Origin of the sequence: Streptomyces sp. WAC05374, assembly GCF_004353505.1 — a bacterium.
Taxonomy (GTDB): Bacteria; Actinomycetota; Actinomycetes; order Streptomycetales; family Streptomycetaceae; genus Streptomyces.
The window spans coordinates 210,144-236,509 of sequence record NZ_SMNQ01000007.1 but is presented as its reverse complement, the minus strand read 5'-3'; the positions used below and the strand labels follow the sequence as shown (position 1 = coordinate 236,509).

General features: G+C 73.2%; 22 protein-coding genes and 1 tRNA gene. 15 read left to right on the top strand and 8 right to left on the bottom strand.

Features of this window, described 5'->3' with window-relative positions:
* Positions 1–144: 144 nt before the first annotated feature.
* From E2B92_RS16885 to E2B92_RS16870, 4 genes are read left to right on the top strand one after another with little or no spacing between them, the layout of a single operon-like run.
* On the top strand, positions 145–1,020 hold the full coding sequence (locus E2B92_RS16885; RefSeq protein WP_133087583.1) for an FAD binding domain-containing protein: 876 nt from the start codon (positions 145–147) through the stop codon (positions 1,018–1,020).
* A complete protein-coding gene (locus tag E2B92_RS16880; protein WP_133087582.1) occupies positions 1,017–2,258 on the top strand; it encodes a (2Fe-2S)-binding protein in 1,242 nt (413 codons plus the stop codon). Before E2B92_RS16885 ends, E2B92_RS16880 begins: the two co-directional genes overlap by 4 nt.
* The gene (locus tag E2B92_RS16875) at positions 2,255–4,567 is read left to right on the top strand and encodes a xanthine dehydrogenase family protein molybdopterin-binding subunit (RefSeq protein WP_126887648.1); all 2,313 of its coding nucleotides are present in this window, start codon (positions 2,255–2,257) and stop codon (positions 4,565–4,567) included. The genes E2B92_RS16880 and E2B92_RS16875 overlap by 4 nt, the downstream gene beginning before the upstream one ends.
* A 5-nt stretch (positions 4,568–4,572) precedes the next feature.
* Positions 4,573–4,854: a hypothetical protein gene (locus tag E2B92_RS16870; RefSeq protein ID WP_126887649.1), complete on the top strand. Its 282-nt coding sequence runs from the start codon at positions 4,573–4,575 to the stop codon at positions 4,852–4,854.
* Here E2B92_RS16870 and E2B92_RS16865 read toward each other — a convergent pair.
* Positions 4,855–4,926, bottom strand: a tRNA-Cys gene (locus E2B92_RS16865).
* Positions 4,927–5,085: 159 nt separating this feature from the next.
* Here E2B92_RS16865 and E2B92_RS16860 point away from each other — a divergent pair.
* The 4 genes from E2B92_RS16860 (at position 5,086) to E2B92_RS16845 (ending at position 10,304) form a co-directional block, all read left to right on the top strand.
* Positions 5,086–6,528 carry an MFS transporter gene (locus E2B92_RS16860; RefSeq protein WP_126887650.1) on the top strand — a complete coding sequence of 481 codons (1,443 nt, stop codon included), beginning with the start codon at positions 5,086–5,088 and terminating at the stop codon, positions 6,526–6,528.
* Positions 6,529–6,662: 134 nt separating this feature from the next.
* On the top strand, positions 6,663–8,450 hold the full coding sequence (locus E2B92_RS16855; RefSeq protein WP_126887651.1) for a DEAD/DEAH box helicase: 1,788 nt from the start codon (positions 6,663–6,665) through the stop codon (positions 8,448–8,450).
* Positions 8,451–8,740: 290 nt separating this feature from the next.
* A complete protein-coding gene (locus E2B92_RS16850; RefSeq protein WP_126887652.1) occupies positions 8,741–9,382 on the top strand; it encodes an IclR family transcriptional regulator in 642 nt (213 codons plus the stop codon).
* 133 nt (positions 9,383–9,515) lie between these two features.
* Positions 9,516–10,304, top strand: a complete 789-nt coding sequence (locus E2B92_RS16845; protein ID WP_126887653.1) for a S16 family serine protease — start codon at positions 9,516–9,518, stop codon at positions 10,302–10,304.
* Here the strand turns inward: E2B92_RS16845 and E2B92_RS16840 are convergent.
* From E2B92_RS16840 to E2B92_RS16830, 4 genes are all read right to left on the bottom strand, one after another.
* A complete protein-coding gene (locus tag E2B92_RS16840) occupies positions 10,243–11,529 on the bottom strand; it encodes an MFS transporter (RefSeq protein ID WP_126887654.1) in 1,287 nt (428 codons plus the stop codon). The genes E2B92_RS16845 and E2B92_RS16840 overlap by 62 nt on opposite strands.
* Positions 11,526–11,702, bottom strand: a complete 177-nt coding sequence (locus E2B92_RS32990; protein WP_185923678.1) for a hypothetical protein — start codon at positions 11,700–11,702, stop codon at positions 11,526–11,528. Before E2B92_RS32990 ends, E2B92_RS16840 begins: the two co-directional genes overlap by 4 nt.
* 16 nt (positions 11,703–11,718) lie before the next feature.
* On the bottom strand, positions 11,719–12,309 hold the full coding sequence (locus tag E2B92_RS16835; protein ID WP_126887655.1) for an ArsR/SmtB family transcription factor: 591 nt from the start codon (positions 12,307–12,309) through the stop codon (positions 11,719–11,721).
* Positions 12,310–12,399: 90 nt separating this feature from the next.
* The gene (locus E2B92_RS16830) at positions 12,400–12,870 is read right to left on the bottom strand and encodes an Lrp/AsnC family transcriptional regulator (RefSeq protein ID WP_126887656.1); all 471 of its coding nucleotides are present in this window, start codon (positions 12,868–12,870) and stop codon (positions 12,400–12,402) included.
* 121 nt (positions 12,871–12,991) lie between these two features.
* Here E2B92_RS16830 and hppD point away from each other — a divergent pair, with 121 nt between their 5' ends.
* Entirely contained in the window at positions 12,992–14,137 is a 1,146-nt protein-coding gene (hppD, locus tag E2B92_RS16825) for a 4-hydroxyphenylpyruvate dioxygenase (protein ID WP_126887657.1), read from the top strand.
* 192 nt (positions 14,138–14,329) lie between these two features.
* On the opposite strand, the gene E2B92_RS16820 is transcribed toward hppD, so the two are convergent.
* Complete coding sequence (locus E2B92_RS16820; RefSeq protein ID WP_126887658.1) at positions 14,330–15,916, bottom strand: tetratricopeptide repeat protein; 1,587 nt, start codon at positions 15,914–15,916, stop codon at positions 14,330–14,332.
* Positions 15,917–16,013: 97 nt separating this feature from the next.
* On the opposite strand from E2B92_RS16820, the gene E2B92_RS16815 reads away from it, so the two are divergent.
* Together E2B92_RS16815 and E2B92_RS16810 are read left to right on the top strand one after the other, a co-directional pair.
* Positions 16,014–17,381, top strand: coding sequence for an FAD-binding oxidoreductase (locus tag E2B92_RS16815; RefSeq protein WP_126887659.1), 1,368 nt, complete (start codon positions 16,014–16,016; stop codon positions 17,379–17,381).
* An 89-nt stretch (positions 17,382–17,470) separates the two neighbouring features.
* On the top strand, positions 17,471–17,854 hold the full coding sequence (locus E2B92_RS16810) for a VOC family protein (protein WP_126887660.1): 384 nt from the start codon (positions 17,471–17,473) through the stop codon (positions 17,852–17,854).
* A gap of 8 nt (positions 17,855–17,862) precedes the next feature.
* Here the strand turns inward: E2B92_RS16810 and E2B92_RS16805 are convergent, their stop codons facing one another.
* On the bottom strand, positions 17,863–18,273 hold the full coding sequence (locus E2B92_RS16805; protein WP_126887661.1) for an SsgA family sporulation/cell division regulator: 411 nt from the start codon (positions 18,271–18,273) through the stop codon (positions 17,863–17,865).
* A 227-nt stretch (positions 18,274–18,500) separates the two neighbouring features.
* Between E2B92_RS16805 and E2B92_RS16800 the strand changes: the two genes are divergently transcribed.
* Complete coding sequence (locus tag E2B92_RS16800; protein WP_133087581.1) at positions 18,501–19,913, top strand: RDD family protein; 1,413 nt, start codon at positions 18,501–18,503, stop codon at positions 19,911–19,913.
* 95 nt (positions 19,914–20,008) lie between these two features.
* Positions 20,009–20,767 (top strand): RDD family protein, encoded by a 759-nt coding sequence (locus tag E2B92_RS16795; RefSeq protein WP_126888737.1) that lies wholly within the window; start codon positions 20,009–20,011, stop codon positions 20,765–20,767.
* Here E2B92_RS16795 and E2B92_RS16790 read toward each other — a convergent pair.
* Positions 20,753–21,004, bottom strand: coding sequence for a hypothetical protein (locus E2B92_RS16790; protein WP_126888736.1), 252 nt, complete (start codon positions 21,002–21,004; stop codon positions 20,753–20,755). The two genes, E2B92_RS16795 and E2B92_RS16790, sit on opposite strands and share 15 nt — an antisense overlap.
* Positions 21,005–21,261: 257 nt before the next feature.
* Here E2B92_RS16790 and E2B92_RS16785 point away from each other — a divergent pair, with 257 nt between their 5' ends.
* Both E2B92_RS16785 and E2B92_RS16780 read left to right on the top strand, forming a co-directional pair.
* Positions 21,262–23,631 (top strand): immune inhibitor A domain-containing protein, encoded by a 2,370-nt coding sequence (locus tag E2B92_RS16785; protein WP_126888738.1) that lies wholly within the window; start codon positions 21,262–21,264, stop codon positions 23,629–23,631.
* A gap of 189 nt (positions 23,632–23,820) precedes the next feature.
* Positions 23,821–26,274, top strand: a complete 2,454-nt coding sequence (locus tag E2B92_RS16780) for an immune inhibitor A domain-containing protein (protein ID WP_126888735.1) — start codon at positions 23,821–23,823, stop codon at positions 26,272–26,274.
* Positions 26,275–26,366: the final 92 nt, after the last annotated feature.

The following is a 26,366-nucleotide window of genomic DNA, read 5'->3' as shown; positions in this document are numbered from 1 at the left end:
GGCGGATGCGTCCTTCGCGGACCCTCGCGTCGACCTGCCCGGAAGATGTGCCAGAGTTGCCACGTCGGGGCTGTGAGCACGTACGGTACGGCAACACAGGCGGGACAGCCGGGACAGCCGGGACACCGGGAAGGGGCCACTGGGTTGACCACGCACGCACCGCAGGCGGCGCAGTCCGTGACGCTGCCGGCCACGCTCGGGGAGGCCGTGGCGGCGCTCAGCGCCATGCCCGCCGCCGTGCCCGTGGCGGGCGGTACGGACCTGATGGCCGCCGTCAACAAGGGGCAGTTGCGCCCCGCCGGTCTCGTCGGCCTCGGCCGCATCAACGAGATCCGCGGCTGGCAGTACCAGGACGGCCACGCCCTCCTGGGCGCGGGCCTCACCCACGCGCGCATGGGCCGCCCGGACTTCGCGGCGCTCATCCCCGCCCTCGCCGCGGCCGCCCGGGCCGCCGGACCGCCCCAGATCCGCAACGCGGGCACCCTGGGCGGCAACATCGTCTCCGCCGCGCCCACCGGCGACTCCCTGCCCGTGCTGGCCGCCCTGGAGGCGGACCTGGTCGTCGCGGGCCCGGGCGGCACGCGCGAGGTGCCCGTGACGCACCTGCTGGCCGGCCGGGAGCTGCTCGGCCCCGCCGAGTTGATCGGTTTCGTCCGCGTACCCCTCCTGCACGCCCCGCAGGTGTTCCTGAAGGCCACCGGCCGGACCGGCCCCGGGCGGGCCACCGCGTCCGTCGCGGTCGTCCTGGACCCGGCGCGGCGCGGCGTGCGCTGCGCGGTCGGGGCGATCGCCCCGATGCCGCTGCGGCCGCTGGAGGCCGAGCGCTGGATCGCGTCGCTCATCGACTGGGACGGCGACCGCGGGCTGGCTCCGGAGGCGCTCACGGCGTTCGGCGAGTACGTCGCCGCCGCGTGCATCCCGGACCCGCCGGGCGAGGAGCAGTTGCCGCCCGCCGTACTGCATCTGCGGCGCACCGTCGCCGCGCTGGCCCGACGGGCACTGGGGAGGGCGCTGTCGTGAGCACCGGCGAGAACGAGAACGACACCGAGCGGGGCCGGGGCGGCTGGCAGCCGACCCCGCAGGGCGAGTACGACGGTGACGCGACCGCCTTCGTCCAGTTGCCGCCGGACATGTCGACCACCGGCGCCCCCCTGGAGGCCCCCGGGCACGGCTACGTGCCGCCGGAGGCGTGGGCGGCGCACGACCCGAACGCGACGGCGCAGTGGGACTTCCGGGCGGCGGCGCCCGATCCGGCGCCCTCGCAGCTCACCGGTCAGTGGACGATCCCGGTCGCCCAGGGGGATCTTCCGGACGAATCGGGCGAGTTCACGACCTCGGCGCTCGCCTCGCACTGGACGAGCGGCAACCCGCCGGCGACCCTGCCGGGCGGCGCGCCCGCGCCCTGGGCGACGCCGGAGCCGGCGCGGGACGCCGCGGAGGCGGAGCCGTATCCGCGGCCGGCCTCCGAGCCCGCCCCCGATCCGGCCCGGGCGCCGCACCACGAGGCCCCCCAGCCCCCCGCCCCCGAGGCCCTCCACGCCTCCGAGGCCCCGCAGGCCCCCGCCCACGACCCCGGCCGTGAGCCGGCCGGCGCGGAGGCCGGGGAGCCCGGCCCCGAACCGGCCCACCAGCAGGGCCCGGAGGCCCCCGCGGCCCCCACCCACGTCACGGACAGCGACGAGCACCCGCACATCTCGTACGTCCTGCGCGTCAACGGCACCGACCGTCCCGTCACCGAGGCGTGGATCGGCGAGTCGCTGCTGTACGTGCTGCGCGAGCGGCTCGGCCTCGCGGGCGCCAAGGACGGCTGCTCGCAGGGCGAGTGCGGCGCCTGCAACGTCCAGGTCGACGGGCGGCTCGTCGCCTCCTGCCTGGTGCCCGCGGCGACCGCGGCCGGCAGCGAGGTGCGTACGGTCGAGGGGCTCGCCACGGACGGCGAACCCTCCGACGTCCAGCGCGCCCTCGCCCAGTGCGGGGCCGTCCAGTGCGGCTTCTGCATCCCCGGCATGGCGATGACCGTGCACGACCTCCTCGAGGGCAACCACGCCCCGAGCGAGCTGGAGACCCGCCAGGCACTCTGCGGCAACCTCTGCCGCTGCACCGGCTACCGGGGCGTCCTCGACGCCGTACGGGAGGTCGTCGCCGAACGGGAGGCCGCCGCGGAGGCCGCCGGTGCGGCCGGGGCCACCGACGAGGGCGCCGCGCAGGCCCGCATCCCGCACCAGATCCCCCACCCGCACGACGGAGGCATGGCGTGAGCAACGACGCGGCCACCGCCATCCCGGCGGTCGACGGCCCCCAGGGGCCCCAGCAGGAGCTGCCGGCCCACGGGCTCGGCGCGTCCCTCCCGTCCGCCGACGCCCGCGCCAAGACCGAGGGCACCTTCCCGTACGCCTCCGACCTGTGGGCCGAGGGACTGCTGTGGGCGGCCGTCCTGCGCTCCCCGCACGCGCACGCGCGCGTGGTCTCGATCGACACCACGGCCGCCGCCGACATGCCGGGCGTACGGGCCGTGGTCACCCACGCCGACGTGCCCGGCGACGCGACGTACGGCCGCACGGTCGCCGACCGGCCCGTCTTCGCCGCCGACCTCGTACGCCACCACGGCGAGGCCATCGCCGCCGTCGCGGCCGACCACCCGGACACGGCCCGCCTGGCGGCCGCCGCCATCGCCGTCGAGTACGAGATCCTCGACCCGGTCACCGACCCCGAGAAGGCGTTCGCCGCCCCGCCCCTCCACCCCGACGGCAACCTGATCCGCCACATCCCGCTGCGCTACGGCGACCCGGAGGCGACGGGCGAGGTCGTCGTCGAGGGCCTGTACCGCATCGGCCGCCAGGACCCCGCGCCCATCGGCGCCGAGGCCGGGCTCGCGGTCCCGCGCCCGGACGGCGGCGTCGACATCTACACCGCCTCCACCGACCCGCACACCGACCGCGACCTGGCCGCCGCCTGCTTCGGCCTCCCGCCCGAGCAGGTCAAGGTCGTCGTCACCGGCGTCCCCGGCGCGACCGGCGACCGCGAGGACCCCGGCTTCCAGATCCCGCTGGGCCTGCTGGCCCTGCGCACCGGCTGCCCGGTCAAACTGGCCGCGACCCGCGAGGAGTCCTTCCTCGGGCACCCCCACCGCCACCCCACCCTGCTGCGCTACCGCCACCACGCGGACGCGGAGGGCCGCCTGGTCAAGGTGGAGGCGCAGATCCTCCTCGACGCGGGCGCCTACGCCGAGTCGTCCTCCGAGTCCCTCGCCGCCGCCGTCGCGTTCGCCTGCGGCCCCTACGTCGTCCCGCACGCCTTCGTGGAGGGCTGGGCCGTACGCACCAACAACCCCCCCTCCGGCCATGTGCGCGGGGAGGGCGCGATGCAGGTCTGCGCCGCGTACGAGGCCCAGATGGACAAACTCGCCGCGCGCCTGGGCCTCGACCCCGCCGAACTGCGGCTGCGCAACGTCCTCGCCACCGGCGACATCCTGCCCACCGGCCAGACGGTCACCTGCCCGGCCCCGGTGGCCGAACTGCTCCAGGCCGTCCGGGACTTCCCGCTCCCCGCCCTGCCCGCCGACTCCCCGGAGGACGGCTGGCTGCTGCCCGGCGGCCCGGAGGGCGCGGGCGAGCCCGGCGCCGTACGCCGGGGCGTCGGCTACGCGCTCGGCATGGTCCACATGCTGGGGGCCGAGGGCACCGACGAGGTCTCCACGGCCACGGTCAAGGTCCACGACGGCGTGGCGACCGTCATCTGCGCGGCGGTGGAGACCGGCCAGGGCTTCTCCACCCTCGCCCGCCAGATCGTCCAGGACACCCTGGGCATCGACGAGGTGCACGTCGCCTCCGTCGACACCGACCAGCCCCCCGCCGGCCCGGCCACCCACGGCCGCCACACCTGGGTCTCCGGCGGTGCGGTGGAGCGCGCGGCCAAGATGGTGCGCACCCAGCTCCTCCAGCCCCTGGCCCACAAGTTCGGCATGTCCACCGAGCTGCTCCAGATCACCGACGGGAAGATCACCTCCTACGACGGGGTGCTGTCCACCACCGTCATGGAGGCCCTGGAGGGCAAGGAGCTGTGGGCCACCGCCCAGTGCCGCCCCCACCCCACCGAACCCCTCGACGAGGCCGGCCAGGGCGACGCCTTCGTGGGCCTCGCCTTCTGCGCCATCCGCGCGGTCGTGGACGTCGACATCGAACTCGGCTCGATCCGCGTGGTCGAGATGGCGGTCGCCCAGGACGTGGGCCGCGTCCTGAACCCCGCCCAGCTCGCCACCCGCATCGAGGCGGGCGTCACCCAGGGTGTCGGCGCGGCCCTCACCGAGAACCTCCGCACCGCCCGCGGCCTGGTCCGCCACCCCGACCTCACGGGCTACGCCCTCCCCACGGCGCTGGACGCCCCGGACATCCGCATCGTCAAGCTCGTCGAGGAACGCGACGTGGTCGCCCCCTTCGGCGCCAAGGCCGCCAGCGCGGTCCCCGTGGTCACCTCCCCGGCCGCGGTCGCCTCCGCCGTCCGCTCCGCCACGGGCCGCCCCGTCAACCGCCTGCCGATCCGCCCCCAGGCGGCGGTGGCGGCACCCTAGCGGCCGTGTCCGCCGTCGTCCTCGTCACCGGCGCCATGGCCGCCGGGAAGTCGACCGTCGCCCGGGCGCCGGCTCACGCGGCGGAGGGGTTCACCGCCGTCGTGCGGGACGCGGTGCCGGGGCCCGAACCGGCGGCGTACGGGGGCGGGTGGACGCCCGAGGGGATGGACCGGGCGATGCGGGAGGAGACCGAGCGCATCGGGCTCTGGCTCGACACCTCGGAACTCACCGTGGACGAGACGGTGGAGACGATCCTGGCCCGGCTGGGCGAGGCCCGGATCGTCTAGAGACCGTGGCGGGATTCGAACCCGCGTCAGTCGCTTTGCAGGCGACTCCCTGAGCCTCTCGGGTACACGGTCGGGCGGTTGCTCCGGTACGACCGTAGAACGCCCGGGCAGGGTGGCGGAACGGCCGCAACACGACTGCCACACGGTGTTCATGGACGTACGTCGGAAGGACGAGGGGCGGCCCGTCTCCGGACAGGGGCCAACTTCGTGATCGCCCCTTACGGTGGGTGCATGACCGCACTGGACAGCAGCCGTAGAGGCACATCCACCGCCGGGCGGAGCGAGCCCGGCGGTGTGCTCGGCCGGGAGCACCGCGGCTTGAGCGTCGGCATCGTCTCCGTCGTGATGCTGATCGCCTTCGAGGCGACCGCCGTCGGTACCGCGATGCCGGTCGCCGCACGGGAGTTGAACGGTGTGCCGCTGTACGCGTTCGCGTTCTCCGCGTACTTCACGACCAGCCTCTTCGCCATGGTGCTGTCCGGCCAGTGGTCCGACCGCGCGGGGCCGCTGCTGCCGGTGACCGTGGGCATCACCGCCTTCGGGGCGGGGCTGCTGATGTCCGGGACGGCGGGCGCGATGTGGCTGTTCATCCTCGGGCGGGCCGTGCAGGGGCTGGGCGGCGGGATGGTGATCGTGGGCCTGTACGTGGTCGTCAGCCGCGCCTACGAGGAGCGGCTGCGGCCCGCGATCATGGCGGCGTTCGCCGCGGGGTGGGTGATTCCCTCGGTCGTCGGGCCGCTGGCCGCCGGGACGGTCACCGAGCGGCTGGGGTGGCGGTGGGTCTTCATCGGCATCCCCGTGCTCGTCGTCCTGCCGCTGGCGCTCGCCCTGCCGGCGATACGGCGGAAGGCGTCCGGGCCGGCCGGGCCCGGGGCGCCGGCGGTGCCGTTCGACGGGCGGCGCATCCGGCTGGCGCTGGCGATCTCGCTGGGCGCGGGCCTGTTGCAGTACGCGGGCCAGGACCTGCGCTGGCTGTCGCTGGTCCCGGCGGTGGCGGGCGCGGCGCTGCTGGTGCCCGCCGCGCTCGGGCTGCTGCCGCGCGGCACCTACCGGGCGGCGCGCGGGCTGCCGTCGGTGGTGCTGCTGCGCGGGGTGGCGGCGGGGGCGTTCATCTCGGCGGAGTCGTTCGTGCCGCTGATGCTGGTCACCGAGCGGGGCGTCAGCCCCACGCTGGCCGGGCTGTCGCTGGCGGTGGGCGGCGCGACGTGGGCGCTGGGCTCCTACCTCCAGTCCCGGCCGCGCACGGAGCCGTACCGCGAGCGGCTGATGGTGCTCGGGATGCTGCTGGTCGCGGCGGCCATCGCGACCGCGCCGAGCGTGCTGATCCCCTCCGTACCGGTCTGGATCGTGGGCGTGGCCTGGGGCTTCGGCTGCCTCGGCATGGGCATGGTGATCGCCTCGACGAGCGTGCTGCTGCTGAAGCTGTCGGCGCCGGAGGAGGCGGGGACGAACTCGGCCGCGCTCCAGATCTCCGACGGGCTCACCAACGCCGTGCTCCTCACGGCGGGCGGCGCGGCCTTCGCCGCCCTCGGCGGTGGCTCGGTCGCCGGGCACACCGCCCAGGGCGGTTCCCACCCGGTCGCCTTCGCGGCGGTGTTCCTGCCGATGGCGGGCGTGGCGCTGGTGGGGGCGTGGGTGGCCACCAGGCTGCGGGCCGGCACCGGATCACGGTGACCGCCCGGCGCGGGGGATGTGACCCGCGTCGCACTCCACGAGGTCACGGCGCCGTCCCGGCCGGGGCGGTGCCGGGCCACGGGTAGGGTGGCCCGGTTGTCGTACGTAACAGCCGAGAGACCGAATCGGAGACCGTGACTACTACCGCCTCCCATCACCTCTCACCCGCCTTCCCCGGCCGCGCCCCCTGGGGCACCGCCAACAAGCTGCGTGCCTGGCAGCAGGCCGCGATGGAGAAGTACATCCAGGAACAGCCCCGCGACTTCCTCGCGGTCGCGACGCCCGGCGCCGGCAAGACCACCTTCGCGCTCACGCTCGCCTCCTGGCTGCTGCACCACCACGTCGTGCAGCAGGTCACCGTCGTGGCGCCGACCGAGCACCTGAAGAAGCAGTGGGCGGCCGCCGCCGCGCGGATAGGCATCAAGCTGGACCCGGAGTACAGCGCCGGGCCGCTGAGCAAGGAGTACCACGGGGTGGCGGTGACGTACGCCGGTGTCGGCGTGCGGCCCATGCTCCACCGCAACCGCAGTGAGCAGCGCAAGACGCTGGTCATCCTGGACGAGATCCACCACGCCGGCGACTCCAAGTCGTGGGGCGAGGCGTGCCTGGAGGCGTTCGAGCCCGCGACGCGACGGCTCGCGCTGACCGGTACGCCCTTCCGGTCGGACACCAACCCGATCCCCTTCGTCACGTACGAGGAGGGCAACGACGGCATCCGGCGGTCGTCCGCCGACTACACGTACGGATACGGCAACGCGCTCGGCGACGGCGTCGTCCGGCCGGTGATCTTCCTCAGCTACAGCGGCAACATGCGCTGGCGCACCAAGGCCGGTGACGAGGTCGCCGCCCGGCTCGGCGAGCCGATGACCAAGGACGCGGTCTCGCAGGCCTGGCGCACCGCGCTCGACCCGCGCGGCGACTGGATGCCCAACGTGCTGCGCGCCGCCGACCAGCGGCTCACCGAGGTCAGGAAGGGCATCCCCGACGCGGGCGGCCTGGTGATCGCCTCCGACCAGGACTCGGCCCGCGCCTACGCCAAGCTGATCCGCGAGATCACCGGGACGAAGGCGACCGTCGTCCTCTCCGACGACGCCGGCGCGTCCAAGCGGATCGACGACTTCAGCGAGGGCGACGACCGGTGGATGGTCGCCGTCCGCATGGTGTCCGAGGGCGTCGACGTCCCGCGCCTCGCGGTCGGGGTGTACGCGACGACGATCTCGACGCCCCTGTTCTTCGCCCAGGCCGTCGGCCGTTTCGTACGTTCGCGCAGGCGCGGCGAGACCGCGTCCGTGTTCCTTCCCACGATCCCGACGCTGCTGACCTTCGCCAACGAGATGGAGGTCGAGCGCGACCACGCCCTCGACAAGCCCAAGAAGGACGGGGCCGACGAGGACCCGTACGCCGAGTCCGAGAAGGAGATGGACGAGGCCAACAAGCAGCAGGACGAGGACACCGGCGAGCAGGACATGCTGCCCTTCGAGGCGCTGGAGTCCGACGCGGTCTTCGACCGGGTGCTCTACGACGGCGCCGAGTTCGGCATGCAGGCCCACCCGGGCAGCGCGGAGGAGCAGGACTACCTCGGCATCCCCGGACTGCTGGAGCCCGACCAGGTGCAGTTGCTGCTGCGCAAGCGGCAGGCGCGGCAGATCGCGCACAGCCGGCAGAAGCCGGCCGAGGAGGCCGACCTGCTGGAGCTGCCCGCCGAGCGGCGCCCCGTCGTTTCGCACAAGGAGCTGCTGGAGCTGCGCAAGCAGCTCAACACGATGGTCGGCGCGTACGTCCACCAGAGCGGCAAGCCGCACGGCGTGATCCACACGGAGCTGCGCCGGGTGTGCGGCGGGCCGCCGAGCGCGGAGGCGACGGCCGGGCAGATCCGCGAGCGGATCAAGAAGGTCCAGGAGTGGGCTACACGCATGCGTTGAGCGTCGCGCGGCCGGCCCCGGCCGGCCGCCGGTGCGATCGGCGCATACCGGGGCGAAATTTCCGTACGGCACTCGCTTGCGACCGGATTCTGGACGAGGGCTTCCGCTGAGCGGAGCGGCTCGCTACTGTCCCGGCAATCGCAATGCAAACGCCCCGTGGCAGCGCCGCCGCGGAGCGCAGCCGGTGTGCCATGGCCTGCCGGCGGCCTCTCCGTGCGTCGCCGATGGGACCGGTGGCGCGTCCGCCATTGAGAGTGTCCGCCGTCACTCACTCCGAAGGAGAGGGCGTCGTGACCGCGGAGACCTCCCAGACGCTCGACCGAGGACTGCGTGTCCTCAAGCTGCTCGCCGACACCGACCACGGGCTGACCGTCACCGAGTTGTCCAACAAACTCGGCGTCAACCGCACCGTCGTCTACCGTCTGCTCGCCACGCTCGAACAGCACGCCCTGGTCCGCCGTGACCTCGGCGGGCGCGCCCGCGTCGGCCTCGGCGTGCTGCGCCTGAGCCGCCAGGTGCACCCCCTGGTGCGCGAGGCGGCGCTGCCGGCGCTGCGGGCCCTGGCCGAGGACATCGGGGCCACCGCCCACCTGACGCTCGTCGACGGGGCGGAGGCCCTGGCCGTGGCGGTGGTCGAACCCACCTGGACGGACTACCACGTGGCCTACCGGGCCGGTTTCCGCCATCCGCTGGACCGGGGCGCGGCCGGCCGCGCGATACTCGCCGCCCGGCAGGGCGCCCTCAACGAGCCCGGCTACACGCTGACGCACGGCGAGCTGGAGGCGGGCGCGAGCGGCGCCGCGGCCCCGCTGCTCGGGGTGACCGGCATCGAGGGCAGCGTCGGCGTGGTCATGCTGGCGGACGCCGTACCGGAACGGGTCGGCCCCCGCGTGGTCGACGCCGCCCGCGAGGTCGCCGACGCCCTGCGCTGACGGCCCGGGGGCCCCGGCCGGGGTTCCCCGCGCCGGGGGTTCCCGCCGGGGCGGCCACCCCCGGCGGGCGGGCCGGGGCGCCGCGGCCCGCCCGGGAGCGCGGCGCGGCGCGGGTGGCCGATAGATTGGCACCGTGCTCTCCCGTCTCACGCGCCCCCGTGCGCTCGCCCTGTGCGCCCTTCCCGTCGTCGCGCTGCTCGTCGTCGCCGGGGTCGCACCGCTGCCGTTCACCCTGGCGCAGCCGGGGAGCACCAGCGACGTGCTCGGGGAGCACAAGGGCCGTCAGGTCATCACGATCACCGGTGTGCCCGTCCGCCCGACCAAGGGCGAACTGCGCATGACGACCATCGTGGCCACCGGGCCCCGCGCCGACGTGGACCTCGGTGACGTGGTCGACAGTTGGTTCCGCGGCGACCGGGCCGTCCTGCCGCGCGACTCCGTCTACCCGGCCGGCAAGTCCGACGAGGAGATCGAGAAGCGCAACCTCGGCCAGATGCGCGCGTCGCAGAACAGCGCGGTCCAGGCGGCCCTCGGCTACCTGGGCAAGAGCCCGCGGCAGGTGAAGGTGGACCTGGAGCTGGCCGACGTCGGCGGGCCCAGCGCCGGGCTGTTCTTCGCGCTCGGGATCATCGACAAGATCGAGGGCGACGGCGCCGGCGGTGACCTCACCGGCGGCCGCACCATCGCCGGTACGGGCACGGTCGCCCCCGACGGCACGGTCGGTGCCGTGGGCGGGGTGTCCCTGAAGACGCAGGCCGCCCACCGGGACGGCGCGAGTGTCTTCCTCGTACCCAAGGACGAGTGCGCGGACGCCCGGGCGGAGAAGCCCGAGGGCCTGCGGCTCGTCCCGGTCAGCACGCTCAAGGACGCGGTGTCGTCGCTGCGCGCCCTGCAGCAGGGGAAGGACGTCCCGGGCTGCTGACCTCCGGCGGGGCGTCCATGTCCCGCCAGGAGGGGAAGAGCGCCGGGGTCAGCGTCGCCACGAAGTACACGCCGCCGATGGCCAGCAGCGTCGGTACGAGACCCACGCGCTCCACCAGGTGACCAGCGCCGACCCCGCCCAGCGGCGTGGTCATCAGCACCCCGGCCGTGGTCACCCCGGCCACCCGGCTGCGCAGGGCGTCCGGCACCCGCTCGTACATCACGGTCGTCAGGATGGGGTTGAGCGTCCCCACGCCGAGCCCGGCCACCGCCGCCATGGCGACCAGTGGCAGCACGCCGTCCGTCAGCGCGGCGACCACGTACGGTGGCGCCCCGCCGACCAGGAACGCGGTGGTGAACACCGTCCGCCGCCGCCAGCGGTGCCCCACCGCCGCGTACAGCAGCGCCCCGAGCAGCGCGCATCCGCCGAACACCGCCGTGACCAGGCCGATCGCGGTCGCCCCGCCCAGGTTCCGCTGCGCGTGCACCGGCAGGAGCACCGCGCTCCAGCCCTGGTTCAGGCCGTTGGTGAACATCACCATCAGCGTGATCCCCAGCAGCAGCCGCGAGCCCAGCACGAAGGAGTACCCCTCGCGCAGCTCCGCCCGGTACCGCGCCATCGAGACGGGGGCGCCGCGCCGCGGCTCGGCCGCCTTCACCCCCCGTACGCCGCCGAAGACCAGCAGTGCGGAGAGGCCGAAGGTCGCCGCGTCCAGCAACAGGACCGTTTCCGCGCCGATCAGCGCGATCAGGACGCCCGCCAGCGCGGCGCCGGTCATCCGGGCCCCGCGCGACACCGCGTCGAACAGGCTCGCCGCCCGGGTGAGCGTCGTCCCCGCCCGCTCGGCGAGGTCGGGGACGAGGACGTGCCGGGCCGTCTCCCCGGGCGCGTGGAACAGCCCGGTGACGCCCATCAGGACGCACAGCATCCAGAACTCCAGTCGTCCCGCGTGGTGCAGGAGCGGGATCGCCGCGAGTGCCAGGGCGCACACCAGGTCCGAGCCGATGCTCACGCGGCGGCGGCCGATCCGGTCGATGACCGGCCCGCCGGCGAGCGCCGAGACGACGACGGGGAGGGTGGCGCAGAAGGCGACGAGCCCGGCCTTGCCGGGGCTTCCCGTCGTCTGGAGCGCGAACCACGGGACGCCGATGAGGGTCAGTGCGTTACCGCTGACGGAGACGGCGTTGGCGGCCAGCACGGTGCCGAGCGGGCCCGGCGCCCTCATGCGAGGCGGGCGGTGCGCGGCGGGGGAGCGGCCACCAGCCGCAGACCCAGTTCGACGAGGGTCCAGCCCAGTTGGGTGCGCAGGGGCCGGCGCGGGGCGGGCCGCCCGGGGGCGGCGGCCCTCAGCTCGGCGGCACGCAGCTCGTGCAGCCGCAGGTGTATGTCGGATTGCATGGGCGGGTCGGTCCCTTCACTCGTCGCGCTGCGGAAAGGCGTGCAGGTGGAGACGTACCTTGGCGGCGTCCTCGTCCGGTTCGGCGTCGCTGTAGCTGTTGATCAGCGCGTGGAGCCGCTCGCCCAGCTCGCGCACCTGCCGGGGACCGAGGCGCAGGGTGAAGTCGCTCAGGTCCGCGTTCTTCACCCACTCGGCGGGCCAGTCCCGCATCGTTCCGATCCAGGTGGACAGCTCCTGGCCGTGGATGGTGGCGATCTCGTGCATGAACACGTTGACCGCGCCGCGCGTCTCGGGGTCCTCCTCGTCGAAGAGGGACGCGTCCCAGGTGGTGCCCCGGTGCACCGCCCGCCACCAGCGCTCGCGGCCCTTGCCCCGCTCGGGGGCGTCCTCGACGAAGCCGTGCGAGGCGAGCTGGCGCAGGTGGTAGCTGGTCGCGCCGCTGGACTCGCCGAGACGGTCGGCCAGTTGGGAGGCGGTGGCGGGGCCGTGGTGGCGCAGGGCGGCGAGCAGCCGGATGCGCAGCGGGTGGGCGAGGCCGCGCAGGGAGCGGGGGTCGAGCTGCCGCACCGGCATCGCGCCGGTGTCCTTCTTCTCGGGTCCGGGCATGGCTTCACCCTAGGAGTGCAAAGGACACGTTGCAAGCACTTCTTTGCAACTGGTCCTTTGCATCTGGTCCGGAAGCGCGCGCTCCCCGTCTCACTCCTCCGACGCGGCCTGCTCCACCAGCGGGATGATCCGCAGCGGTACGGGGTTCTCCATGACGATCGCCGTGGAGGCCCGCACGATGCCCTCGAAACCGACGACCCGGTCGATCACCCGCTGGAGATCCGCGTTCGACCTGGCCACCAGCCGGCACAGCATGTCCCCGTGGCCGGTCGTGGTGTGCAGCTCCAGCACCTCCGGCACCCCCGCCAGGTGCTCCCGCACGTCGGAGCCCTGCCCCTGCTTGATCTCCAGCGTGGCGAAGGCCGTCACCGGATACCCCAGGGCCGCCGGATCGACCTCCGGCCCGAACCCCCTGATGACCCCGTTCGACTGAAGCCGGTCCAGCCGCGCCTGCACCGTGCCGCGCGCCACGCCCAGCCGCCGCGACGCCTCCAGGACGCCTATGCGCGGCTCCCGCGCGAGCAGCGCGATGAGCCTGCCGTCCAGATGATCGATCGCCATGGCGGCCCTCCAATGGTCACCCTGTACAGAACGCCCGGCCAGAGTGCCCGTCCACTGGTCAATCTGACCAGCCCCCGCGCCAACTATTGCGCACCTTGCCATTCGGAGAGAGCCTGCGGCCATGACTGAGACCATCGATCACACCCCCGACACCGCCCGGCAGGCCGACCCCTTCCCGGTGAAGGGAATGGACGCGGTCGTCTTCGCCGTCGGCAACGCCAAGCAGGCCGCGCACTACTACTCCACGGCCTTCGGCATGAAGCTGGTCGCCTACTCCGGACCGGAGAACGGCAGCCGCGAGACCGCCAGTTACGTCCTGACGAACGGCGCCGCGCGCTTCGTGCTCACCTCCGTCATCAAGCCGTCCACCGACTGGGGCCGCTTCCTCGCCGAGCACGTCGCCGAGCACGGCGACGGCGTCGTCGACCTCGCCATCGAGGTCCCCGACGCCCGCAAGGCGTACGCGTACGCCGTCGAGCACGGCGCCACCGGCATCACCGAGCCCTACGAGGTCAAGGACGAGCACGGCACGGTCGTCCTCGCCGCCATCGCCACGTACGGCAAGACCCGCCACACCCTCGTCGACCGCTCCGGCTACGACGGCCCGTACCTGCCCGGCTACGTCACCGCCAAGCCGATCGTCGAGCCGCCCGCCAAGCGCACCTTCCAGGCCATCGACCACTGCGTGGGCAACGTCGAGCTCGGGAAGATGAACGAGTGGGTGACCTTCTACAACAAGGTCATGGGCTTCACCAACATGAAGGAGTTCGTCGGCGACGACATCGCCACCGAGTACTCCGCGCTCATGTCCAAGGTCGTCGCGGACGGCACCAAGAAGGTGAAGTTCCCGATCAACGAGCCCGCGATCGCGAAGAAGAAGTCGCAGATCGACGAGTACCTCGAGTTCTACAACGGCCCCGGCGTCCAGCACATCGCCCTCGCCACCAACGACATCGTCGCCACCGTGCGCACCATGCGGGCCGGCGGCGTGCAGTTCCTGGACGTCCCGGACTCGTACTACGACACGCTCGGCGAGTGGGTCGGCGACACCCGGGTGCCGATCGACGAGCTGCGCGAGCTGAAGATCCTCGCCGACCGCGACGAGGACGGCTACCTGCTCCAGATCTTCACCAAGCCGGTCCAGGACCGCCCGACCGTCTTCTTCGAGCTCATCGAGCGCCACGGCTCCATGGGCTTCGGCAAGGGCAACTTCAAGGCGCTCTTCGAGGCCATCGAGCGCGAGCAGGCCAAGCGCGGCAACCTGTAACCCACCACCCGGCCGGGCGCGGTCCACCGCCGCGCCCGGCCGCCGTGCGCCCGCCCGCGCACCGCACGAGAACGTGGCGCCCGGCCGCCCGGTACGGGGGGCCGGGCGGCCGAGCGCCGGACAGGGGCCGGCGAACCCCGCGGGGCGCCCGAGCCGGACAGGGGCCGGACGCCCCGCGGGGGACCAGTACGCTCAGCGCCCGGCGGACGGCGACGGCGACGGTGACGGTGACGGTGACGGAGAGGCCGACGACGGCACGGCCGCCGGCGCCGTCCCGGACGGTGACGCACCCGGCGACGCCGTACGCGACGGGCGGCCCGGCGACGGCGACCGGCGCTCGTCGCGCGGCGGCGGCGACCAGGTGCGCGAGGAACCCGAGCGCGGCGCCCCACCGCCGTACACGTCCCTGGGCCCGCCCTCCGGCGGCTCGCCCAGCGCCGCCAGCGCCCGCCGGGCCTTCGGCGCCAGCAGCGGCGAGAAGGCCGGGTTGACGCGCAGCGCCTCGGCGAGGTGCCGGCGCGCCGGGCCCCACTGCCCCAGCTCCCGCTCGATCTGCCCCCGGTGGTACGCGAACAGCGCGCTGCGCAGGCCCGTCTCCGTGGCCCGCCGGGCGTACGGCAGCGCGTCCTCGGCCCGCCCCGCCCGGTACAGCGCCCAGCCCAGCGCGTCCGCGACGTGCACCGAGCGGTGCCCCCGGGCCCACTCCGCGCGCAGCCGCCGCACCGCGCGGTCCGGGTCGCCGTGGTCCGCCTCGTAACGGGCCAGCACCAGCGCCCCGTTCACCCCGTGCGTCCCCGCCTCGGTGGCCCGCGCCCGCAGCATCTCGTACTGGGTGTGCGCGTCCCCGTCCAGGCCGAGCGACTCGTACAACTCGCCCGCCTCCAGCGCGTACTCGGGCAGCGGCAGCGCCTCCAGGGCGGCCCCGTAGTCGCGCAGCGCCTCGTCCGTCCGGCCCAGCGCGGCCAGCGCCCGCGCCCGCCCGGCGAGCGAGGGGGCGTGGCCGGGCACCAGGCGCAGCGCGGGCCCGTAGGCGGCCAGGGCCTCGGCCGGCTCACCGCGCTCCCACGCCAGGTCGCCGAGGCGCGCCAGGCACGCCGCCTTCTCCGCCGGCGTGGCGGCCAGCGCCACCGCGTCGTGCGCGAGCGCCGAGGCGTCCTCGCGCCAGCCCCGGTAGCGGTACACCAGCGACGCCCGGGACAGCGCCGGCGCCCCGGCCCGCAGCGCCCGCAGCCGCTCCATCGCCCGCCCGGCCGACACGTAGTCGCCGAGCCCGCTGTAGGCGTCGACCAGCACGGCGTGCGCCTGCCAGCGCCGGGGGTCCCGGGCGCGCACCGCCTCGCCGAAGGTGCGGGCCGCCCGGAAGTCACCGCGCGCGTTGGCCAGCGCGCCCATCCCGAGCTGGGCGTCGGCGTTGCCCTTCCGGGCCGGCAGCACCGCCAGGGACCGCTCCAGCGCCTTCTCCGCCCGGACGTACGCGGCGGTGTCCCCGCTCCGGGCGCCCCGCTCCACGTACGCGGTGCCCAGCAGCGCCCAGGAGGCGTCGTCGCCGGGGTGGGCGCGCAGCCACGCCTCACGGTCGCCGATCAGCGCGGCCAGCTCCGGCAGCGACGCCTGCGCACCGGCGTGCGCGGCCGACACGGCACGCGCCACGGCACCCGGCGCGGGCGCCGTCCCGCCCCCGTCACCGAGGCCGCCCGGGACGAACAGGGCGGCAGCACCGGCCAGCACCGCGCCCGCTCCCAGGCCCAGGACGATCTGAGGGACCCGTTCCGTCTTCATGGCGCCCACTGTGCGCCAGTACGACCGGCCCCCGGCGCACCCGAACCGGCCCCCTCGACGGGTTCACACCGATGGCCCCGGGTGCCAGTCTGGGATCATGGACGACCTACTGACCCGGCTCCGGGCCGGCCTCCCGGCGGAAGCGGTCCTGACCGATCCGGACGTCACCGCCTCCTACGCCCATGACATGGCGAGCTTCTGCGACGCCGGCGCGCCCGCCGTGGTCGTCCTGCCGAGCACGGTCGAGCAGGTCCAGCACGTCATGCGCACCGCGACCGAGCTGCGCGTGCCCGTCGTCCCCCAGGGCGCCCGCACGGGCCTGTCCGGCGCGGCGAACGCGTCCGACGGCTGCGTGGTGCTGTCCCTGACGAGGATGGACCGCATCCTGGAGATCAGCCCGGTGGACCGGATCGCGGTGGTGGAGCCCGGCGTCGTCAACGCCGTCCTGTCCCGCGCGGTCGGCGAGCACGGCCTGTACTACCCGCCCGACCCCTCGAGCTGGGAGTCCTGCACCATCGGCGGCAACATCGGCACCGCATCCGGCGGCCTGTGCTGCGTCAAGTACGGCGTGACGGCGGAGTACGTCCTCGGCCTGGACGTCGTCCTCGCCGACGGCCGGCTGCTGTCCACCGGCCGCCGCACCGCCAAGGGCGTGGCCGGGTACGACCTGACCCGGCTGTTCGTCGGCTCCGAGGGCACCCTCGGCATCGTCGTACGGGCCGTGCTGGCGCTGCGCCCGAGGCCGCCCCAACAGCTCGTGCTGGCGGCCGAGTTCCCCTCGGCGGCCGCCGCGTGCGACGCGGTGTGCGCGGTCATGGAACGCGGCCACACGCCCTCGCTGCTGGAGCTGATGGACCGGACGACCGTACGGGCCGTCAACAGGCTGGGACGGATGGGCCTGCCCGAGTCCACCGAGGCCCTGCTGCTCGCCGCGTTCGACACCCCGGACCCCGCCGCCGACCTGGCCGCCGTGGCCGCGCTGTGCACGGCGGCGGGCGCGACCCAGGTGGTCCCGGCGGAGGACGCGGCCGAGTCCGAGCTGCTGCTGAAGGCCCGCCGGATGGCGCTGACCGCCCTGGAGGCCGTGAAGTCGGCGACGATGATCGACGACGTGTGCGTCCCGCGCTCCCGCCTCGCCGCGATGATCGACGGCACGGCCGCCATCGCCGCGAAGTACGACCTGACCATCGGCGTCTGCGCGCACGCCGGCGACGGCAACACCCACCCCGTCGTCTGCTTCGACCACACCGACCCCGGCGAATCAGGCCGCGCCCGCGAGTCGTTCGACGAGATCATGGCCCTCGGCCTGGAGCTCGGCGGCACCATCACGGGCGAACACGGCGTCGGCGTACTGAAGAAGGAGTGGCTGGCGCGCGAACTGGGCCCGGTGGGCATGGAGTTGCAACGCGGCATCAAGCAGACCTTCGACCCCCTCGGCATCCTCAACCCCGGCAAGCTCTTCTGAGCCTTCCGCCCTAGGCCACATGTCCGATGGTCGGGGCACGGCCGCCCGCCTAGCGTGAAGGGGACCGATGAAGGAGAGAAGGAGGAGCCGTGCCCGCTCGTCTCGACCACACCATCGTCCGCAGCCGTGACCGGTTCGCCGCCGCCCGTTTCCTCACCGAGCTGATCGACGCGCCGGAGCCGAAGCCCTTCGGCCCGTTCGCGAGCGTCCCGCTGGAGGGCGGCGTCACCCTGGACTACCTGGACGACGACGCGCCCCGGATCGTCCCGCAGCACCTCGCCTTCCTCGTCTCCGAGGAGGAGTTCGACGACATCTTCGGGCGTATCCGGGAGCGCGAACTGCCGTACTGGGCGGACCCGCACCACCAGGAGCCGCAGCGGATCAACCACCACTACGGTGGCCGCGGCGTGTACATCGACGACCCCGACGGCCACTCGATCGAATTCATCACGCACACCTACGTGACCGACTGACGGGGCCCTCACGCGAGCAGCTCGGCCAGCCCGTCGTCCAGGCCGAGCTGCCGCGGCTCCGAGCCGGGCGGCACCACCCGCAGCGTCCGCTCCAGCCACGCGGACACCTGCGCGGCCGGGACCTCCAGCAGCGCGTCGCCGTCCGGGGAGGACAGCGCCATCAGCACGACGGCGTGCCCGTCCAGCGTGGTGGGCCAGATCCGCACGTCGCCGTGGCCGCACGGCCGGAACACCCCCTCCACCAGCAGCTCGCGGGCGAAGGTCCAGTGCACCGGGTGGTCGGAGCCGATGTGGAAGGTGATGTGCACGGCGTACGGGTCGTCCGTGCGGTAGGCCAGCAGGGCCGGGACGGGGATGCTGCGCTCGGGCGACAGCACCAGGGTGAGCTCCAGTTCGCGTTCGACGACGGTGTGCTGCATGGGACGGTTCCCTTCTCTTCCGGTGCGGCCCAGGAGCGGGCCGTACGGATGAGAGGCCGATCCCCGGCCGCCATTACGCGACTTCCGGCGATGGATTTCTCTCGCTCTCCGTAACACAGATGCGACCGGAGCGTGGTCGTTGTGGACGGACCGGTCCGGGGGCGCTCGGCGGTCTGGTAGATGTGGTGCCTTGAATTGAGGCCTCGAGGAGATACGGGACCACGGTGATGAGCGCCCCAACCCCGGCAACCGGCGACGGCAGCCCCACGCCTGGCTACTACCCCGATCCGTCCATCCCGGGATATATCCGGTTCTGGAACGGCGCCGCCTGGGTGCCGGGGACGAGCCGCCCCGCGCCCAAGGACGGTGAGGCGATGCCGACGGCCCCGGCGGCTCCGGTGTCCGCACCGGCACCCGCGCAGCCGACGCCGTCCGTGGAGGAGACCGGGCCGGTCTTCTTCGACGAGGAGGAGGCGGCCGCCGAGCACCGGCCTGAGCCGGAGCCCGCGTCCGTGTGGCAGGCGGACGCCTCGCGCCAGACCGGGTTCGGCGGCGACCGGGACCGCCGCGTCTCGTGGGGCGCCGAGAGCGGCCAGGACCCGCGCCTCCCGGCCGGCGGAGCCGCCGACCCGACGGGCGGCGCGCTGCCCGGCGTACGGAAGGTGGAGCCGGAGCCCGCGACGGCGCCGCCCCGCGAGGGCACGGTGACCATCCGCGCGGTCGCGCCGCAGGCGAAGCCGGAGCCGGGGAAGCCCGCCGACGGCACGATGACCATCCGGGCCCTCACCCCGGACGCCGCCCCGCGCACCCCCCGGGTCCCCTCCCCGTCGCAGCCCCAGCCGGCCGCCCAGCCGCAACCGCAGCCCCCGTCGGCCGCCCAGGCCGGGCCCACGGCCCCCGCCCCGCACCCCGCACCGGCACCCGCGCCCGCACCGGCCCCCGCCGCGCCGGCCGCGTCCGCCGCCCCCGCCGCGTCCCCCGCGCCGGCCGCCACGCCCGTCACGCACGGCCCGGGTGGTGGCGCCGCGTCCTGGGCGCAGCAGGTGCACCAGCTCGCCCAGCCGGAGCAGCAGTCCCAGCAGCCGCAGCAGCCCGTCCTGCCGTGGAAGCCGCCGGTCAACGACCCGTTCCTGGCGGCCGCCCAGGCCCAGGCCGCCGCCCGTCCGGCCGCCCTCGGCAAGCGGCTGGTGGCCCGGCTGATCGACACCCTGGTCCTCGGGGCGGCCGTCGGCGCGGTCGCCGTGCCGTTCGTCTCAAAGGCGCTCGACCACATCGACGGCAAGATCCAGCAGGCCAAGCAGTCCGGCGAGACGGTCACCGTCTGGCTCCTGGACGGCACCACCTCCACGTACTTCGGCATCACGCTCGCCGCGCTGCTGGTGCTGGGCGTGCTGTACGAGGCGCTGCCGACCGCGAAGTGGGGCCGTACGCTCGGAAAGAGGCTGATGGGCCTGGAGGTGCGGGACATCGAGTCGCACGAGCCCCCGCCGTTCGGTGCGGCGCTGCGCCGCTGGCTGGTCTACGGGGTGCTGGGCATCCTGGTGGTCGGCGTCGTGAACGTCCTGTGGGCCCTGTTCGACCGCCCGTGGCGCCAGTGCTGGCACGACAAGGCCGCCCACACCTTCGTGGCGGGCGAGTGAGCCCCGCGGGCGGGTGAGCCCGGGGAACCCGGCCGGGTAGCCCGAACGGCCGGTGATCCGTTGCGGGGCCCGGCCGTGCGGGATGCACTGCCCCCATGAGCAACGAGCCACCCGAGGACGACCCGTTCCGCAAGAAGCCGCCGGGCGAGGGCGCCCAGCCGCCTCCCGAGCCGCCGCCTCCACCCCCGGGCGGCGGCGGTCCGTACGGGGGACAGGGCCCCTACGCCGGTGGCGGACCCTACGACGGCGGCCCCGGCGGCGGCCCCGGCGGCGGTCCCGGTGGCGGCCCGGGTGGCGGCCCGGGTGGCGGCCCCTACGGCGGTGGCGGTCCGTACGGGGGAGGGCCCTACGGGTACGGCGGGGGCGATCCGCTCGCGGGCATGCCGCCGCTGGCCGATTCCGGCAAGCGGGTCCTGGCCCGGCTCATCGACTGGCTCATCATCGCCGTACCGCTCGCGCTCATCGGCATCCCGTTCGACATCTACAGCCGGGTGTCCGACCAGGACGAACTGGCGGAGGTGTGGCAGAACACCAACGACGGCGGGCAGTGGGTCTTCCAGCTCATCGCGATCGTCGCGTACATCGCCTATGACACCCTCATGACGGCCAAGCGCCATGGCCAGACGATCGGCAAGCGGCTGATGGGCATGCGGGTGGCGATGCTCAACGACGGCAGTGTGCCGAACACCAACGCCGCGCTGACCCGGGCGGCGGTGCTGTGGCTGCCCCAGTTGGTCTGCTGCCCCTGCCTGTGGCCGCTGCTGCTGCTGATCCTCATCCTGGTCGACAAGCCGTACAAGCAGGGCCTGCACGACAAGGCCGCCCGGACCGTCGTCGTGTCAGCGCCGCAGTGAGTGCTCCCGGGGCCGGTGACCGTGCGGGGCGGCCGCCCCGGCGTCCCCGTGCCCGGTGCGCCGTGCGGCCGGCACCGGGAGGGTCGTCGCGACCAGCAGGCCGAGCGCGAGCGCCGCCACCCCGATCAGCGCGACACCCAGTCCGGTGGTGGTGCGGGACATCAGCAGCATGGCGACGGTCGCGAAGACGACGGTGGCCGAACCGTAGGCGAGCTGTGCGGCGGTCGGACGCGGCATGGCGGGTTCCGTCCTCGAAGCAGTGGAGCACCGGATGGGGGTCACGCAACTCGGTCGCACTGATTTATGACTCTACGACGGTGGATGCCCGAGAGGAACCGGCAGTAAGCGTGACCTAACCCACGGTACCGGTGCATGGGGGGCGCACAGAATCACCGCCTATGCCATATGGCCGGAAGACGGCGCCGGTTGACGCGATAGGCAGGGGAGGACCGTAACAAGTGTCGTACTTCGGATACGCGTTGAGGGCGGCCGTCATGCCGGCCCTGATGGCGGCGGTCACGGCCGTCGCACCCGTCACCGCCGTACCCGCCACCACCGCTCCCGTGCACGACGACACCGCGCACGGAACCGCCGAGGGCAAACACGACGGGCACGTCATCGACGGCCCCTTCAGTGCCCGGCAGCGGCAGCAGCGCCAGGCGGCGCTGGAGCAGGTGCTCAGCGGCCGGGCGAAGGTGGAGCGGCGCGGCGGCTCCTCGGTGGTCAAGCTCGCCGACCGCAAGTACGTCGAGCTGGGCCGGGAACGCACGGACAAGATCTTCACGATCCTGGTCGAGTTCGGGGACAAGGTCGACAACACCACGATGTACGACCCGGACGGCCCCGGCGGCCCCAAGCCGCCCGTCGTCAAGTACGGCGGTACGCCGGGCCCCCCGCACAACCGGATTCCCCGGCCGGACCGGGCGAAGGACAACTCCACGGTCTGGCGCTCCGACTACGACCGGGAGCACTACCAGCGGCTGTACTTCGGCGAGGGCGACGGGGTGGAGTCGCTGAAGACGTACTACGAGAAGACCTCTTCCGGCCGTTATTCGGTGGAGGGGGAGGTGTCGGACTGGGTGAGGGTCGAGCACAACGAGGCCCGCTACGGCTCGAACTACTGCGGCGGCAACAACTGCCCCAACGTGGAGGACCTGGTCTCCGACGGGGTGGCCGCCTGGGTGGCGGCCGAGCGGGCGCGGGGGCGGACGGACGCCCAGATCGCGCAGCGGGTGGCGCGCTTCGACGAGTGGGACCGGACCGACCACGACAACGACGGCAACTTCAACGAGCCCGACGGGTACATCGACCACTTCCAGATCGTCCACGCGGGGGAGGACGGTTCGGCGGGCGGCGGGGCGCAGGGCCCGGACGCGCTGTGGGCGCACCGGGGGTACGCGTACAGCAGGGACGACGGCGACACCGGTCCGGCGGGGTTCCGGGCGGGCGGCGTGCCCATCGGGAACACCGGGATCTGGGTGGGTGACTACACGATGCAGCCGGAGAACGGCGGGCTGGGCGTCTTCGCCCACGAGTACGCCCACGACCTGGGGCTGCCGGACCTGTACGACACCAACAACGTGGCGGGTGCGGAGAACTCGGTCGGGTTCTGGTCGCTGATGTCGTCCGGGTCGTGGCTGGGCACCGGCAAGGAGGGGATCGGCGACCTGCCGGGGGACATGACCGCGTGGGACAAGCTCCAGCTCGGGTGGCTCAACTACGAGCGGGCCAGGGCGGCCACCGCGTCCACGCACACGCTGGGCGTCTCCGCGTACAACACGGACCGGCCGCAGGCGCTGGTCGTGGAGCTGCCCGAGAAGACCGTCACCACACCGGTCGTGAAGCCGGCGGCTGGGGCGGGGCAGTGGTGGAGCGACCACGGCGACAACCTGTCCCACACGCTGACCCGGACGGTCGACCTCACCGGCAGGTCCCGGGCCGCGCTCACGCTCGACGGCTGGTGGGACATCGAGAAGGACTACGACCACCTGTACGTCCAGGTCTCCACGGACGGCGGGGAGACCTGGAAGGCGATCGACGGCACGGCCGACGGCGAGGTGATCACCCGGGACGGCGGCGACAAGCCGGCCCTGACGGGGACGTCGGGGACGTACCGGAAGCTGGTCTACCGGCTGGACGCGTACGCGGGGCGGCGGATCGGCGTCCGGTTCCGCTACAAGACGGACGGCGGTGTGGCCGGCAAGGGGTTCGCCGCGGACAACATCGGTGTGACGGCGGACGGTGTGACGCTGTTCCGGGACGACGCGGAGGGCGCGGGGGGCAAGGGCGCCGGCGGCTGGGCGGCGCGGGGCTTCGCGCGCGTGGGGGAATCGGTCACCGGTGTCTACCCGCAGTACTACATCGCGGAGAACCGGCAGTACGTGTCGTACGACAGGACGCTGGAGACGGGGCCGTACCACTTCGGCTTCGCCGAGCCCCGGGACAACTGGGTGGAGCACTACGCCTACCGGCCGGGCCTGATGATCTGGCAGTGGGACACCTCCCAGCGCGACAACAACGTCACCGACCACCCCGGCCAGGGCCTGCTGCTGCCGGTGGACGCCCATCCGCGCCCGATGACCTGGCCGGACGGCTCCCTGATGTCCAACAAGATCACCCCGTACGACGCGGCCTTCAGCCGCCGTCCCGCCCCCGGCTTCACCCTCCACAAGCGGGGCACACCGCACCACATCGCACCTCATGCGGGCAATCCGGTCTTCGACGACCGTGAGGGCGTCTACTGGTACGCCGAGAACGAGTTCGGCGGTGTGCGCACCACCGACACCAACACCCGGATCGCGATCGCCGCCCAGCCGCCGAACGGCTCCTGGATCACCGTGGACGTGGGTCCGTCGGGCGGGTGACCTGGCAGGTTCGCCTGTTCGCAATGCGGGGCCGGCTGTTCACATAGAGCACTTGGCCTGTCCAAGTCAAGATCTGTCTTTTCGCGTCATTCTCCGGTCGAATGTCGTCACTTGTGGCGCGACACCGCACGCGGATATCACATCGACCCCCCATCCGCGGTTCGCGGGCGCGGGGAGGACAAGATCTAAGTGACCAGCAGACGACGGGCGTTCAGAGCGTCCGCGGTGATCGTGGCGCTGGCCGCCACCGCCGCGACGGCCTCGGCCCTCACCACGGCCCAGGCCGACAACCGCCCCACCGACGGCATCGAGCGGCACGACCCGGCACCGGGCGCGCACGACGCGGGACACGGGGCTCCCGGACACGACCACGCCGCCAAGGTCGACCACGACCTCGACGGCCCGTTCAGCAAGCAGCAGGCCCAGGCGCGCGAGGCGGCCCTGGAGCAGGTGCTGGCAGGCGACCTGAAGGTGGAGCGCAGGGGTGCCTCCAAGGTCGTCAAGCTCGACGACAAGAAGTACGTCGAGCTGGGCCGTGAGAAGACCGACAAGATCTTTACGATCCTGGTCGAGTTCGGTGACAAGGTCGACAACACCACGCTCATCGACCGCGCGGACGACGACACCACCGAGCTGAAGCCGAAGTTCGGCGGCACGCCCGGCCCGCTGCACAACGCGATAGCCGAGCCGGACCGTACGAAGGACAATTCGACGGCCTGGCAGAAGGACTACAACCAGCAGCACTTCCAGGACCTGTACTTCGGCACCGGCAAGGACAAGAAGACCGGTCAGCAGAAGCAGTCCCTGAAGACCTACTACGAGAAGACCTCGTCGGGCCGCTACTCGGTCGACGGCGCGGTCTCCGACTGGGTCAAGGTCGAGTACAACGAGGCCCGTTACGGCTCGAACTACTGCGGCAACAGCAACTGCTCCAACGTGTGGGACGCCGTCCGCGACGGTGTGACCGCGTGGACCGCGCAGCAGAAGGCGGCCGGCAAGACGGACGCCGAGATCAAGGCGCAGCTCGCCCAGTACGACCAGTGGGACCGCTACGACTTCGACGCCGACGGCAACTTCAACGAGGCCGACGGTTACATCGACCACTTCCAGATCGTCCACGCCGGCGAGGACGAGTCCGCGGGCGGCGGCGCCCAGGGCGGCGACGCGCTGTGGGCCCACCGCTGGTACGCGTACGGCACCGACGCCGGCAAGACCGGCCCGGCGCAGAACAAGGCCGGCGGCACGCAGATCGGCAACACCGGGATCTGGGTCGGCGACTACACGATGCAGCCCGAGAACGGCGGCCTCGGCGTCTTCGCCCACGAGTACGGCCACGACCTGGGCCTGCCGGACCTGTACGACACCTCCGGCAAGGCGGGCGCGGAGAACTCGACCGGCTTCTGGTCGCTGATGTCGTCCGGCTCCTGGCTGGGCACCGGCAAGGACGCGATCGGCGACCTGCCCGGCGACATGACCTCGTGGGACAAGCTCCAGCTCGGCTGGCTGAACTACGAGAAGGCCAAGGCCGCCACGAAGTCCAAGCACACCCTGGGCGTCTCGGAGTACAACACCAAGAACCCGCAGGCGCTGGTCGTCGAGCTGCCGAAGAAGAAGGTCACCACCGCGGTCGTGAAGCCCGCCGAGGGCGCCACCCAGTGGTGGAGCGACATGGGTGACGACCTCAAGAACACCCTCACCCGGTCCGTCGACCTCACGGGCAAGACCAAGGCCGAGCTCACGCTCGACGGCTGGTGGGACATCGAGAAGGACTACGACTACCTCTACACCGAGGTGTCGACCGACGGCGGCAAGAGCTGGACGGCCCTGGCGGGCACCGCCAACGGCAAGGCCATCCCGGCCGACGCCAGCGGCGCCCCGGCGCTCACCGACGTCTCCGGCGGCTTCCAGAAGCTGGCCTACCCGCTGGACGCGTACGCCGGCAAGAAGTTCGACCTCCGCTTCCGCTACCAGACCGACGGCGGCGCGGGCGGCAAGGGCTTCACGGCCGACGCCATCACGCTGACGGCCGACGGCGCGGCGGTCTTCTCGGACAACGCCGAGAACGGCGACAACGGCTGGACCGCGAAGGGCTTCTCCCGGATCGGCGAGTCCTTCACCAACGAGTACGACCAGTACTACATCGCCGAGAACCGCCAGTACGTCTCGTACGACAGGACCCTGAAGGTCGGCCCGTACAACTTCGGCTTCGCGGCGCCGATGGACTCCTGGGTGGAGCACTACCCGTACCAGACCGGTCTGCTGGTCTGGCAGTGGGACACCTCCCAGAAGGACAACAACACCGCCGTCCACCCCGGCCAGGGCCTGATCCTGCCGGTGGACGCGCACGCCACGCCGACGAAGTGGGCCGACGGCACGCTGATGCGCAACCGCATCCAGGCCTACGACTCGCCGTTCAGCCTCTACCGCACCAACGGCCTGACGCTGCACAAGGCCGGTGTCGAGGCCAAGGTCGGCTCGCAGGGCGGCGTCCCGGTCTTCGACGACCGCAAGGGCGTCTACTGGTACGAGTCGAACCCGCGTGCGGGCGTCAAGGTAACTGACACCAACACCAAGATCGCCATCGTCAAGCAGCCGAAGGACGGCCAGACGATCACGGTCCAGGTCGGCCCCTCGACGAAGTAAAAGGTATCGTCGCAGGTCAGACCATGATCGGCCGTCGCCCCCTAGCGGGCGGCGGCCGATTCTGTTTAGGTGCGTGGTGACCCTTTCTTATT